This is a genomic window from Paenibacillus sp. Soil522 (assembly GCF_001428245.1).
Classification (GTDB): Bacteria; Bacillota; Bacilli; order Paenibacillales; family Paenibacillaceae; genus Pristimantibacillus.
The window spans coordinates 18,207-30,594 of the sequence record NZ_LMRV01000110.1 but is presented as its reverse complement, the minus strand read 5'-3'; the positions used below and the strand labels follow the sequence as shown (position 1 = coordinate 30,594).

Annotated in this window: 11 protein-coding genes and 1 pseudogene; 6 read left to right on the top strand and 6 right to left on the bottom strand. The window is 46.4% G+C overall.

Annotated elements, in window-relative coordinates; genetic code table 11:
* Nucleotides 1-68: 68 nt before the first annotated feature.
* From ASG81_RS30465 to ASG81_RS28435, 3 genes and pseudogenes are all read right to left on the bottom strand, one after another.
* A pseudogene (locus ASG81_RS30465) lies at nucleotides 69-281 on the bottom strand (zinc ribbon domain-containing protein); the annotation flags it as partial.
* Between the two features lie 49 nt (nucleotides 282-330).
* Nucleotides 331-735 carry a VOC family protein gene (locus tag ASG81_RS28440; protein WP_056642820.1) on the bottom strand — a complete coding sequence of 135 codons (405 nt, stop codon included), beginning with the start codon at nucleotides 733-735 and terminating at the stop codon, nucleotides 331-333.
* Nucleotides 736-1,028: 293 nt separating this feature from the next.
* Nucleotides 1,029-2,582: a GMC oxidoreductase gene (locus ASG81_RS28435; protein WP_056642817.1), complete on the bottom strand. Its 1,554-nt coding sequence runs from the start codon at nucleotides 2,580-2,582 to the stop codon at nucleotides 1,029-1,031.
* Between the two features lie 147 nt (nucleotides 2,583-2,729).
* Between ASG81_RS28435 and ASG81_RS28430 the strand changes: the two genes are divergently transcribed.
* Nucleotides 2,730-3,494 (top strand): exodeoxyribonuclease III, encoded by a 765-nt coding sequence (locus ASG81_RS28430; protein WP_056643267.1) that lies wholly within the window; start codon nucleotides 2,730-2,732, stop codon nucleotides 3,492-3,494.
* A 145-nt stretch (nucleotides 3,495-3,639) separates the two neighbouring features.
* Here the strand turns inward: ASG81_RS28430 and murI are convergent, their stop codons facing one another.
* Together murI and ASG81_RS28420 are read right to left on the bottom strand one after the other, a co-directional pair.
* Entirely contained in the window at nucleotides 3,640-4,437 is a 798-nt protein-coding gene (gene murI, locus ASG81_RS28425; RefSeq protein WP_056642814.1) for a glutamate racemase, read from the bottom strand.
* Nucleotides 4,438-4,626: 189 nt separating this feature from the next.
* Nucleotides 4,627-6,513, bottom strand: coding sequence for an LTA synthase family protein (locus ASG81_RS28420; RefSeq protein WP_327205200.1), 1,887 nt, complete (start codon nucleotides 6,511-6,513; stop codon nucleotides 4,627-4,629).
* A 276-nt stretch (nucleotides 6,514-6,789) separates the two neighbouring features.
* Between ASG81_RS28420 and ASG81_RS28415 the strand changes: the two genes are divergently transcribed.
* Both ASG81_RS28415 and ASG81_RS28410 read left to right on the top strand, forming a co-directional pair.
* The gene (locus ASG81_RS28415) at nucleotides 6,790-7,137 is read left to right on the top strand and encodes a YkgJ family cysteine cluster protein (RefSeq protein WP_056642811.1); all 348 of its coding nucleotides are present in this window, start codon (nucleotides 6,790-6,792) and stop codon (nucleotides 7,135-7,137) included.
* A gap of 21 nt (nucleotides 7,138-7,158) precedes the next feature.
* Nucleotides 7,159-8,052 (top strand): HAD hydrolase family protein, encoded by an 894-nt coding sequence (locus ASG81_RS28410; protein WP_056642808.1) that lies wholly within the window; start codon nucleotides 7,159-7,161, stop codon nucleotides 8,050-8,052.
* A gap of 103 nt (nucleotides 8,053-8,155) precedes the next feature.
* Here ASG81_RS28410 and ASG81_RS28405 read toward each other — a convergent pair whose 3' ends face one another.
* Nucleotides 8,156-9,358 (bottom strand): ATP-binding protein, encoded by a 1,203-nt coding sequence (locus ASG81_RS28405; protein WP_162255083.1) that lies wholly within the window; start codon nucleotides 9,356-9,358, stop codon nucleotides 8,156-8,158.
* A 316-nt stretch (nucleotides 9,359-9,674) separates the two neighbouring features.
* On the opposite strand from ASG81_RS28405, the gene ASG81_RS28400 reads away from it, so the two are divergent.
* Genes ASG81_RS28400 through ASG81_RS28390 form a run of 3 tightly spaced genes read left to right on the top strand, consistent with a single transcriptional unit; the run spans nucleotide 9,675 to nucleotide 12,303 of the window.
* On the top strand, nucleotides 9,675-10,472 hold the full coding sequence (locus ASG81_RS28400; RefSeq protein ID WP_056642803.1) for an ABC transporter permease: 798 nt from the start codon (nucleotides 9,675-9,677) through the stop codon (nucleotides 10,470-10,472).
* A 10-nt stretch (nucleotides 10,473-10,482) separates the two neighbouring features.
* On the top strand, nucleotides 10,483-11,301 hold the full coding sequence (locus tag ASG81_RS28395) for an ABC transporter permease (RefSeq protein WP_056642800.1): 819 nt from the start codon (nucleotides 10,483-10,485) through the stop codon (nucleotides 11,299-11,301).
* 21 nt (nucleotides 11,302-11,322) lie between these two features.
* Entirely contained in the window at nucleotides 11,323-12,303 is a 981-nt protein-coding gene (locus ASG81_RS28390; protein ID WP_056642797.1) for an ABC transporter ATP-binding protein, read from the top strand.
* The last annotated feature ends 85 nt before the right edge of the window (nucleotides 12,304-12,388 follow it).

Here is a 12,388-nt window from a genome sequence, read left to right as displayed (position 1 = left end):
CTTAAAATCAATTGATTTTTGAAGAAGGGGATTCCTAAGAACTTTACCCTAACGGGCAAATATATAGATTAGGCTATCCCCGTAGTCCCTACGGTTTGATGGCTGCCGCAGCTTGGGCATTCCCATTCACGCAAGGCGAGATTCTTCACGTCTTTGTTTTTCGTTCCGCAACAGGAGCATAATTGGCTGCTGGCAAAGTTACGCGCTACGGCAATCACCCGTTTGCCATACCAGCTTGCTTTGTACACAAGCATCGTACGAAATTTCCACCAGGATACTTTAGGGTGCTGCGTTATTGCAAAAATCAACGATCCTATCGAAAATCAACGGTTACTCCCGGCAAACCATTAACAGATTATCATCCGGGTCTTTGATGACGAACCAGTGATCATGCTGAATATCCGTGACCATGTTCACCTGATTCGCCACCGCAAAATCATAGGACGCTTGGAGATCGCCCGTCAAGAGCATGAAGGCCGGCGTCTTAATAGGAGGAGCCCCTCCGGGCTCTTTCCCGCCCCACATCGGCATCGTGTCGAGAATAAGGCCTGTGCCCTGCATCGGGAGCGGACAAAGATGGCCATTCATAATTTCACAATCATTCGGCAGCCCCAGCAGCTGACAATACCAATCACGCGATTTCTCAATATCCTTGACCGGAACAAATATACTGCCTACCTTGTTCATGATGGGGCTTTTGACAGCTTCGTTGCTTCCTTGTTCCCTCATATCCATTTGAACGCCTCCAAATAGTGTTTTAACAGCTTTCGGTATAATGACAGGTTGTACCACTTAATCGCCCGTTTTGTTCTGCGTATGACGGCTGGCGGCCGCCTTTTTGAATGTTCACCTAAGCGCAGGTGTTTATTCGCGTCCATATTCACCCTCTATCTGATTGGAGTTCTTTATGTACTTATCTTATCAAATTGGTTCGTGGAAAACATGCCGATTTCTATCAAAAAAAACCGAGGCTCATGTACAAAGAGACTCGGCCACTTGAACCGTTATCTGTTAAATGTTAAAGCTCCCTACTGGAATTGGCAAACGATATGATCTGCCGTGCGGATAGCTGTGGCCACGTTTGTAAGCAGGGGATTTACCGCAGCAATGTTTGGCAAGATGCTGCTGTCTGCGATAAATAGTCCGGAAGTGCTGTGGACTTGACCATACCGGTTTGTGACCGATGTCTCCGGGTCATCGCCCATTCGGCATGTTCCTGCATCATGGTTATCGTATCCGGGAGGCCATATGCAGTTGTCAGCGGGGACGGACGCTTTCATGCCGGCAGCCACTTTCCTCACTGATTCTTGCATAAGGTGAACAACGGCCAGATCGGTTTCACTATAAGAAAAATTAATCTGAATTTCAGGGACGCCGTATTCATCCTTCCTGTCATGATCTAAATAGACGAAGTTATCAAAACGGGCCTGAATTTTTCCGGAAATATCATAGACGATCTCCGTTCCATATCCTGTTATTTTATACTGGTATGGACGATTCTCTGTTTGTGGAATCAACAGCGAAATACTGCTTTCCACGATATCTTTCGGTTTCAGGGTTCCTCCGGTTTGCAAATAAGAATGATTAATGAGATAGTGTCCAATGGCTTTCCCCGGGATCGCGGAATTTAGCAGCAGACGCGGGGTTTCGAATGTGCTTCCCGCCACGACCACCACTTTTGCCTTAATCATATAAGATTGTTTATTGGGTGATTTGACCTGGACGCCAGTGACCTTGCCTTGTTCTGTCATGATTCGAACGGCTCTGGCATTGACGGCCAGCTCGAACGACCCTAGACGTAAGGCTTCCCCGATGAATTGGGTGGCGCTGAAGTTGTTGTTGTACATGCCGCGGCCAATCGCATCCGGCAGAAGTGTGGATTCAGGAAAGCCGCTTTCCCACAGTCGACGGAGAAGAACTTTATTTAACGCCGTGTTATCTCCACTGACATTCATCATTTGTTCGGCCAGGTTGTAGTAGGGTTCCAACTCTTTGTAAGCAATCGGCCAGCTCGCAAACTCAAACGGAGGGATGCGTGGAGAGGTAAGACCCCAGAACAGAGTTCTTCCGCCTAGAGCGTACACTAACCTTGCGCCCGGATATTCAGGCAGAGATTCTCCAATAGGGCTGCTGACTTTCGGGCTCAAATAGTACTCAAGCATTCGGGACCAACTCCACAGCGTAGGGACGTTCAGTGAATGCGTCGGGATCAGAAGATCTCCTCTTTCGACGATCCCGATTCGAATGCCGCTTTTACCAAGCTGCTCGCATAACCTCCAAAGCGTCGCGCTACCTCCAGCGCCGGTTCCGATAATAAGTACATCGTAATCGTTTTCTGCCATTTGCGATAAAGGAGTAAGCGGCACCCAATGATTAAGGCGTTCGTCAGGATATGCGGGAGGACAAAATGCGACTGTTTTTGGAGTGGCTGGCTGCTCGGGGATGTTGACAACTGTACCACAAATATTCCGCGTTGAATGGTTAATATGCGGGTTAAGAGAGACGATTGTTTGCAGGGGAACCTTGTAATAGCGGGCTATTGTTCTTAGGCTATCTTTTTCTCCAGCCACACGAATCCTCACTTATTACCACTTCCTTCATAGTCACGGTAAATGGTTGCTTCCATATCATTATTCATGAATATCAATCATTATACGTTTTCGAAAAGCAGTTCCGGATCTGTGATAAACTAGTTACTAAACGATAGAACCGCAAGGAGATAGATAATGATCAAGCTGGTATCCTGGAATGTTAATGGTTTAAGAGCATGCGTAACGAAAGGCTTTAACGACTACTTCAAAGAAACGGGCGCGGATATCTTTTGCCTGCAAGAGACGAAGCTGCAAGAGGGACAAATTAGCATGGAGCTGGGCGGGGAGTATTCGCAGTATTGGAATTATGCGCTTAAGAAGGGCTACTCCGGCACGGCTGTTTTCACGAGAATAAAGCCTCTTTCGGTACACTACGGCCTGGAGGAAAATTCAGAGCCCGAGGGACGTGTCATCACGCTCGAGTTCGACGGCTTCTATCTCGTTAACGTCTATACGCCAAATGCGAAGCGCGATCTGTCGAGATTGGACTATAGATTGGAATGGGAGAACCGGTTCCGGAGCTATCTGCAGCAGCTGGATACCTTGAAGCCCGTGATCGTTTGCGGCGATCTGAATGTCGCCCATCAGGAGATCGATCTGAAGCATCCGAAGCCGAATCTGGGAAATTCCGGATTTACGCTGGAGGAGCGCGGCAAGATGACGGAGCTGCTGGAGGGCGGCTTCCTCGATAYGTTTAGACATTTTTACCCGAATCGTGCAGATGTGTACAGCTGGTGGTCTTACATGCCAAAGGTGCGCGAGCGGAATGTGGGATGGCGGATCGATTATTTCCTAGCCTCATCAAGGCTGAGCCCGCTGCTTATCGACGCGCAAATAGACGCGCACATATTAGGCAGCGACCATTGTCCGGTCCTGCTGCATATCGAGGACATCCAAGCGTAAACGACTGTCGCCATCCTTTGGCGGCAACAGCTCGTTTCGCGGTGAAATATAAGCTTATTTATAAATGTGAAACTTATAAATTCTTATATTTTAACAAAATAGGCGGACAACACTCGTGGATGAGTGTTGTCCGCCTATTTTCTGTTCAAAAGGGCTCCGTCTCCGTCAAGTTGTCCTTCTCCCGTAAATATGCGAGCGCCGTCTGCATTTTATCGATATAGCCGGGCTCATTGCCCGTACACATGAATTGAACGTTCCCGCTTCCGCCGCCCCTAGCGATGCCATAGCGGCTGAGCAATGCGGACAGCCGCTTAACCGTTCCGACGTTGCCGTCGACAATCGCAATATGATCCGGAAGCAGCTCTCTCAAAATGTCCTTGTAAAACGGGTAATGCGTACAGCCGAGCACGATTATGCCGTAATCATTCAGCTCATAGCCCGCGAGCTTTGCCCGAAAATATTCATTCATAATTTGCTTATCGAATTGCAGCGATTCGCAATAATGCACAAGCTCCGGCAGCGGGAGCGAATCTACGATTCCCGTATCGTCAACGCGGGATACGAGCGCATAATATTTAGGCAGCTGAAGCGTTAAAGGCGTTGCGAAGACGAGCACTCTTTTACCTGTTGCGCTGTTCATTTCGACCGCCGGCTTGACTGCAGGCTCCATACCGACAATCGGAAGCGAATAGCGCTCTCTCAGCTCGGTTATCGCAATACTGGTCGCCGTATTGCAAGCTACGACTAGCGCATCAATGCCCTCGTTCATCATCGTTCCAACCGCTTCCAAAATATACCCTTTCACGTCCTCCTTCGACTTCGTGCCATAAGGAACATGAAGCGTATCCGCCATATAAAGAAAATCCTTGTCAGGGTGCCTTCGGAGCGCTTCCGCCAGCACGGTAAGCCCGCCAATCCCTGAATCAAAAAAACCAATTCGCATGTCTCATCGATTCCTTACGTTTATGGAATAGAATATTCATATTGTGCTCTTTCCATATTAACTCATTGCCTCCTTCCTATAAAGCTTATAATTGTATCCAGGCCAAGCGTAACCATTCGACTTTCGGTTTTTTGTCTGTAATCATCAAAAACGCCCCCTGTCCTAGGCGGACAAGAGGCGTTCCCTATTCTATGGCGCCCGCTTCGGCAGCAGCCTTACATAATCGTCCGAAAGCTTCATGAGCTCCAATATATAATCGTAATCGTCGCGGTATCGGCTGAAATCGGCCACCGGCTCCTTCGTTCTAATATCGATAGCGGTACCGTCCTCAAAGCCTTTGCCCGGCACGAAAAGAATGTCATTGTTGAAAAATGAGCCGGTCGGGAGATAATACCTCATACCTACCACATTTCGGGTAATATTAAGCAGGTCGTGGCCAAATGCGGTATATCCCTTATCCTTCAGCGATATACCCAGCAGGTTGGAAATCGTCGGCATAATATCCATTTGACCGCCTGTCTGCTCCACGACCTTCCCCTCAGCGCCCGGCACATGCACAAACAGCGGAATGTTGAAGCGGCTGATCTGCCCGTCATAATGAATGCCGAGCTGCTCACTGACCCATGCAGGATCGTTATCCTTCGTTTGCAGGCCGGAGTGATCACCGTATGCGACCAGCACCGTATTTTCCCATAAACCGCTTGACTTGAGCCCTTCAATAAAAGTTCCGAGTGCATAATCCGTATAATTTAGACCCGTTAAATAGTCACCGAGCTGGGTGCCTTCCAGCGAATCCGGCATCGTAATCCGCTGAAGCTTGCTCGGCACCTTGAACGGATGATGGCTCGAGGTGGTCACGAGCTGCGCATAGAATGGCTTATTTTGTTTTGCCAGCGCCTGAAGGTTTTCTAAACCAACCTTGTACAGCTCCTCATCGGAAGCGCCGAAGGAATTGAAATGATCGTTTTCAAAAGCAGGCTTATCATAGTATGCCGTAAATCCCAGTGCAGGATACATCCGGTTACGGTCCCAGAACGTCACATCGTTAATATGGAACGTATTTGACTCATACCCGTCCTCTCCCAGAAGTCTGGGAAGGCTAGGCACGACTCTGTCGCCGTAGCCTGTAGACATGGCAATTACACCCGTCGGATAAATGGAAGTGTTAGACATGAATTCGGCATCCGACGTGTTGCCTTGCCCGATTTGCTGAAAAACATGCGGGAAGTAGAAGCTTTCCTTAGCCAGCTGATTAAGCACGGGAGTGACCGTCTGTCCATCGACCGAGAGGTTGATCGCAAAATTTTGGAACGCCTCCAGCTGAACGACGATGACGTTTTTCCCTTTGGCGAAGCCAAAGTAATTAGGCGTGCCTGCGGACGCCGTATCCCCCGCTTGGTCAAAATAAGAGGCCTGAAGCGCATCCGCGCTGGCAGCAGTCTCTTCTACGCTTCCGCTGCGGAGTGCGGTCTTCTCTTTATTCGCCTTTATCGCCGCTGCCACCTGATAATCAAGAAAGCCCAAGCTCTCGGCTTGCACAATCTCATTCGGAATGGCGATGCCCGACCAAATGTATCCGCCTGATACCGTTACACACAAAATAGATGCAATGCCTGTAAACGACGGCTTGGCGATCCGCTCGCGTCCCTCGCTGCGAATGCCTTTAACGCGGTTAACGACAGATAGAACAGCTAACGCAGCAACATCTGCAAAAAACAAATAATACAAAGGTTGTATGATCGAATCTACGCTCGTCCGAATTTGCAGCACCTGGTCGAGTCCATGCAGCGCGATGTAGGTAGGCACCGTACCATAGTAGCTAAAATATACCGTAGATGCGAACAGCAGCAGCGAGAGCAGCGCGTTCAGCGAGCCGAACACAACCCCCTTCCACTTCGCGGAGGTAATCATCTCCACCAGCAATAACAAGCTGAGCACAGCAGCCGCATCCGTCAGCAGTTGACCCGCCTGAATGCCTTGAAAGACGAAATGGCGAAACAAGATCATTTTCAGCATGATGACGATAAATATGAGTATAAACGGTGATCTTCCGTAACGTTTAGATGTAAACTCCAAGCTCTTTCACTCCTTATAAATAAATACATGTTAGCAAATAGAAAAAACCGTCATGAGATGACGGCTAATCTAAACATTAATATTAAGATATTATTAAGGCAAAAGCAACGGCCAATAAGTAGGAAACGATTGAAAGGCACCAGTAACTGTCTATTGACAAAAATATATTTTTATGGTATAATAATTAATTTTTATATTGAATTCTTCTGTCGTGAATGGTATATAGGTATTATCTGTTTTTTATAAATCACCTAATCCGATACGGGGGGTTCTATTATGGAAAGTCTTCCATGTAAAGGTTGTAGGGGGCTGTGCTGCGGACCTGTTCCTGTCACAGAGCAGGAGCTCAAAAGTATAAAGAAAAAGATAAAATCGATGCCTCATAAAATCCGCTTAGAGCTCGAAAACCAGGACAGGTATCCGGGTACCTGCATTTTTTACGATCTTGTAAAAGACAGGTGCGGCATTCATTCCGTAAGACCGTCAATATGCCGGGCGTTCGGATTGTATAAAAATTTAATTTGTTTTCGCAAACCGGACGCAGCCAGAGCGGGCAATTGGAACGTGGAAGAAATAACTGCTGGTCTATTAAGCGTGGACTATACCTGGAAGGATTTCAAATAACAATATTTGGGGGCGCTCTCTTTGCCTAATAAACATTTTCTTACCGATCTCGACGGAACGCTGCTGCAATCGGATGCAACCTTGTCCGAGTATACGATTAACGTCATTAACAACGCTTTGAAGCAAGGTATTATCATTAGCTATGCAACCGCAAGAAGCTATATCAGCTCTCACAAAATCGTTTCTGTTATTCCTTGGAAGTACCCTATTATTTTATATAATGGCGCCGTTATTTTTGATCCGGTTTCTTCTAAGGTCATTGGCGGATATTGGCTGGGTATCGAAACGACGAATGAAATCATTCAATTGGGAAGAGAAAAAAGTCTGATCCCGTTTTTATTTGCGCTTGATGAGGAAGATAAGGAACGTGTTCTGCATGAGAAATTGCTCCGGACCGGTGATTTGAAATTTTACGAAAGCCGCCCTGGTGATCCCCGCTTTGGAGAAATGCCGCAGTTGGAATGCCCCGATTCGTTTAGAACGCTTATCATTACTTATATTGGTCTGCTTGAAGAGCTTGAACCGTTAAAAGCTGAAATACAGCAAAAATTCGGAAACCTTGTTCATGTCCACCTTATGAAGGATCAATATATAGAAAATCATTATTTTCTGGAGTTTAGTCACCGCATGGCGAATAAAAAGGAAGGCCTTAAGCAATGGTCCGAGCTTATGCATTGTCAACCTGAAGAAGTGACGGTATTTGGAGATAATCTTAACGATTTAGGGATGTTTGAAGCGGCAGGAACCAAGGTCGCCGTGTCCAATGCACATTCAACGCTTATTGGTCTATCGACGCATGTGGCAAAGAGTAACGATGAGGACGGCGTTGCAAAATATATTGCTGGCGTGACTGTCAAGCGTAAACGGCTGTCGCCATCCTTTGGTGGCAACAGCTCGTTTCGCGGTGAAATATAAGCTTATTTATAAATGTGAAACTTATAAATTCTTATATTTTAAATAAGGGATGCCTTTCACGATTACGTGACTGCATCCCTTGCGGCTGGTCAATCCAAAATGGTTATTCAATTGGAAGGATGATTTCAACGGTTGTCCCTTGGTTAACTTTACTCGTTATAGTTATACTCCCCTTGTGTCCTTCTATTATTTTATTCGTTACCATTAATCCGAGCCCCGTTCCTGTCTCTTTGGTGGAATGAAACGGTTCGCCCAGCTTTGGCAGTTGATCCTCAGGGATGCCAATGCCTTGATCAATAAACCGGATTAATAGTTCATTAGGCTGAATATTCTTGACTTGAATACGGATTATGCCGCCGTCGCTCATCGCTTCCAGAGCATTTTTAAGAATGTTTATAAAAACCTGCTTCAGCTGATTTTCATCACACTTAATTAAAGGTAAACCGCTTTCACTTTCAGTTACAATTTGCACATTCATAAGATTTGCCTGTGCGCCAAGCAGCATGACGATATTTTGGATTATACTTTCCACATTTTTCTTTTCTTGAGAGCGGACTACCTGCGGGTTTGAAACAATCATAAATTCATTGACGATAAAATTGATCCGTTCGACCTCGGCTTGCATAATCTCAAAATAATTTTTGTAGCCAAGATTTTTGGAATTTAATAATTGTAAAAACCCTTTCAAAGAAGTCAATGGGTTCCGGATTTCATGCGCAACCCCCGCCGCCAACTGACCTACTACAGAGAGCTTTTCAGACTTCCGGATCATTTCCTCCGTTCGCTTTCGCTCCGTTATGTCTCTTATCACATTTTGAATGACGGGCTTTCCCAAATATTCATCAATACAGATGCATGAGGTCTCGACGTCTATAATTTCTCCATCCAATCGGATAATCTTCTGCTCGATGTATTCCGCACGTTCTTCCGTCGGTATGATAGACTGAATTCGTTCTGTTACCATCTCATGATAATCGGGATGTAAAAAATCAAAGAGCGGTTTACCTAACACATCCTCCATTTTGGTTGCCCCGACTACTTTCAAAGCAGCATCATTCGCATATATCAAAATACCGTCGCTATGGATGGTGATGGGTTCAGGCGAGAGCTTTATGATTCTCCGGTATCTGGTCTCGCTGTCACGAAGCATTTCTTCAATTTGATTCCGCTTAAAATTGTTACGCTGCATAAATAAATAAAGCAGCCAAGCCATTACAACGATAAATAAGAAGCCTTTAATCGTTTGTAATCGAGTTATCGTTTCCTCATTCTCGAAGATTACAAATAACATATAATCTGTAAACACTATCCATAACCCTGTTATAATAATAAAGACTAAAACGATTTTTAAAATTTCAAATCTTTCATTGGACTTTTTCTGTCTACTTGAGCCCATCTAAATTCCCTTCTTTTCTTTATGTTTTAGCTCACAGAAGCATATTTTATTCGAAGACTCATTTCCTTAACAAGTGAACATTCCATATGAGGGTGAACTTTTCCTCCTTTCTCGTGAAAATGTTTACAAAGTTTATATAAGCAGTGTAGAATTTTGTTGCAACCGCTCTCACATACTCTTATACTGATAAATATTTACAAAAGTGAGTATTTTAAGGGGGTCATCTATGCTTTATGCTTATTGGTATATTACAAAAATGAAGCTGCTTACCGGATTGGCTTATCGCTTTGAGGTTTTTGCTTCCGTAGGCACCAATCTCATTCTGATGCTGGCATCCGTGTTCCTGTGGAAAGCCGCATATGGCGGAGGCACCCAGCAGGTTAATACCCTTAATCTTCAGGATCTGACTACCTACACCATCCTATCCATCATGCTGTCGTCGGTATACGTCTGCGGCGTGCAGGACACCATTTACCGCAAAATCCGGGATGGACAGATTGTTACCGACTTTTATCGCCCCATCCCTCTTCTCGCCTGTTATCTGGCTGACGATATCGGAGGCATGCTGAGCGCATTGATCAATAAAGTACTCCCTCTATTCCTGTTCGCTGCTCTTTTCTTTGGCGTCCCTTGGCCGTCTTCCGGCATTAGCCTGCTGCTGTTTATCCCCTGCTGTCTATTAAGCTACGGCATTTTATGGCTTCTTAGCGCGCTAGTAGGCTTAATTGCATTCTGGGTTATGGAGATCGGCAATATGGGCATGGTCAAGGACAGCATCGTTCGCGTATTGTCCGGCAGCATCGTGCCGCTCTGGTTTTTTCCGGAAAGCGTTCAGACGGTATCGAAATTTCTTCCTTTTCAATATACCTATCAGACGCCGCTCGGCATTTACATAGGCAATATCGGAACTAGAGAGGCACTCGCGGCCATGGGCATTCAGATCATATGGATTGCCATCTTGTTTATGCTGCTTGCGGCCGGATGGAAGCGAACCAAGACGAAGACATTAATCCAAGGAGGCTGAACGGCACTCGATGGTATCATCCATACGTCATTACGTCTCTGTTGCAGCCTGCTTTGCCCGGCTCGCTATTCAGCGTCAGCTTGAATATCCGCTATTTTTGTTCAGCTGGCTCCTTATGATTCCCATTCAGTATTTCTCAGGCATTTGGATGCTGAAAATCATCGTCGACCGCTTCCAGCCGCTGAACGGCTGGGATTTTCCCGAGCTTACATTTCTTTACGGTCTAGGCCTGATCAGTCATGGCATTTTTGTCGTCTTCTTCATTAATACATGGCATATCGACCACATGGTTATTGACGGGCAATTCGACCGGCTGCTGCTGCGCCCAATGAACGTCTTCTTCCAGCTGGTCGCGAGCTATGTCAACTTTATCGGTCTCATCGATTGTATTCCAGGTATTATCATTTTCGTTTATGGCTGTCAATTAGTCGGCTTCGAATGGACCTTCTTTAATGTCGTTAAGCTGCTCCTGGTACTGGCTGGAGGCGTCTTCATTCGCGCCGCATTATTCATCACTCTAGGGACGATTGCTTTCTGGACCAAAAGAAATGCTTCAATGGTAGGCTTTGCCCTTGGCATGCTGGAGCGCGGAACGATGTATCCACTCACTATTTATCCGCATATCATTCAGGCGCTCTTCACGTTTGTGATTCCAATCGGGTTTATCAGTTTCTATCCGGCAGCCCAGTTTTTAGGAAAAAGCAGCGACGGGCTGCAGCTTCCGCTTAGCTTCGCACTGATGACTCCGGCTATTGGATTGGTATGCTTCTTCTTGTCGCAATGGGTCTTTCGAATCGGAATGAAGAGCTACGAGAGTGCTGGCTCATAATAAAGCGAGGTGCAGGCAAACGTGGAAGCCGTAATTGAGGTTCATGATTTAATTAAGGAATATATCGTAACGAAAAAAGAAAGCGGACTGCGGGGAGCGCTCAAAGGTCTCTTGTTTCCTGAGAAAAGTACGGTTCGCGGGGTAGACGGCATCAGCTTCTCGATTAATCCCGGAGAAATCGTCGGATATATCGGCCCTAACGGCGCAGGGAAAAGCACGACCATTAAAATGTTAACCGGCATTTTGCATCCTACCTCCGGGTCCATTAAGGTATGCGGCGTCTCTCCTCAAGCAGACCGAAAATCTGTTGTGCGTAAGCTCGGCGTCGTATTCGGCCAGCGGACGCAGCTTTATTGGGATTTGCGGCTTGGCGAGTCATTTGAGCTATTAAGGCGAATCTATCAAATCGATAAAACCAGCTATGAAGAAAGCTTGACCATACTGAGCGATGTGCTTAAGCTAAACGAGTTTATCAACACGCCGGTGCGTCAATTGTCTCTTGGGCAGCGAATGCGCGGCGACTTGGCTGCTGCCATGCTCCATTCGCCGTCCATCCTGTTTCTCGATGAGCCGACGATCGGCCTCGATGCAGACGCGAAGTATGCCATTCGCAATTTCATCAAGGAAATAAACCACAAACGGGGAGTAACCGTTATTCTGACGACGCATGACCTTGATGATGTCGAGGAGCTATGCAGCCGTTTGGTCGTCATCAATCACGGAAAAGTCGTGGAGGATGGCCCCATCGAATCGCTTATTCATAAGCTAACGCCTCATCGTCTGCTTGTCGTTGAACTGCAGCATCCATGTGATGATCTAACGCACCCTTCTGCGGAAATCATTAAATGCGACGGGCTGAAAATTTGGTATCAGTTCGAGAAGGAGCGCATATCCGCAGCAGAGCTTATTTCCGATCTGTCGCAGAAGCTGCCGATTCAGGATTTGAGCGTGAAGGAGCCAGACATCGAAGATGCGATCCGGGAAGTGTACAAAACGACTTAAAACTAAAAATCAATAAAACCGCTTTTTTCATCATCAAATCGGCCGAATTCACCTGCTTACAAAAATCAAAAAATGGCTGTCTCTC

Bases quoted from the DNA above. Each gene is read 5' to 3' on its own strand.
- ASG81_RS28400 (WP_056642803.1), top strand. From the start codon at position 9,675: ATGCTTTATGCTTATTGGTATATTACAAAAATGAAGCTGCTTACCGGA.
- ASG81_RS28440 (WP_056642820.1), bottom strand. From the start codon at position 735: ATGGATATGAGGGAACAAGGAAGCAACGAAGCTGTCAAAAGCCCCATC.
- ASG81_RS28395 (WP_056642800.1), top strand. From the start codon at position 10,483: ATGGTATCATCCATACGTCATTACGTCTCTGTTGCAGCCTGCTTTGCC.
- ASG81_RS28415 (WP_056642811.1), top strand. From the start codon at position 6,790: ATGGAAAGTCTTCCATGTAAAGGTTGTAGGGGGCTGTGCTGCGGACCT.
- murI (WP_056642814.1), bottom strand. From the start codon at position 4,437: ATGCGAATTGGTTTTTTTGATTCAGGGATTGGCGGGCTTACCGTGCTG.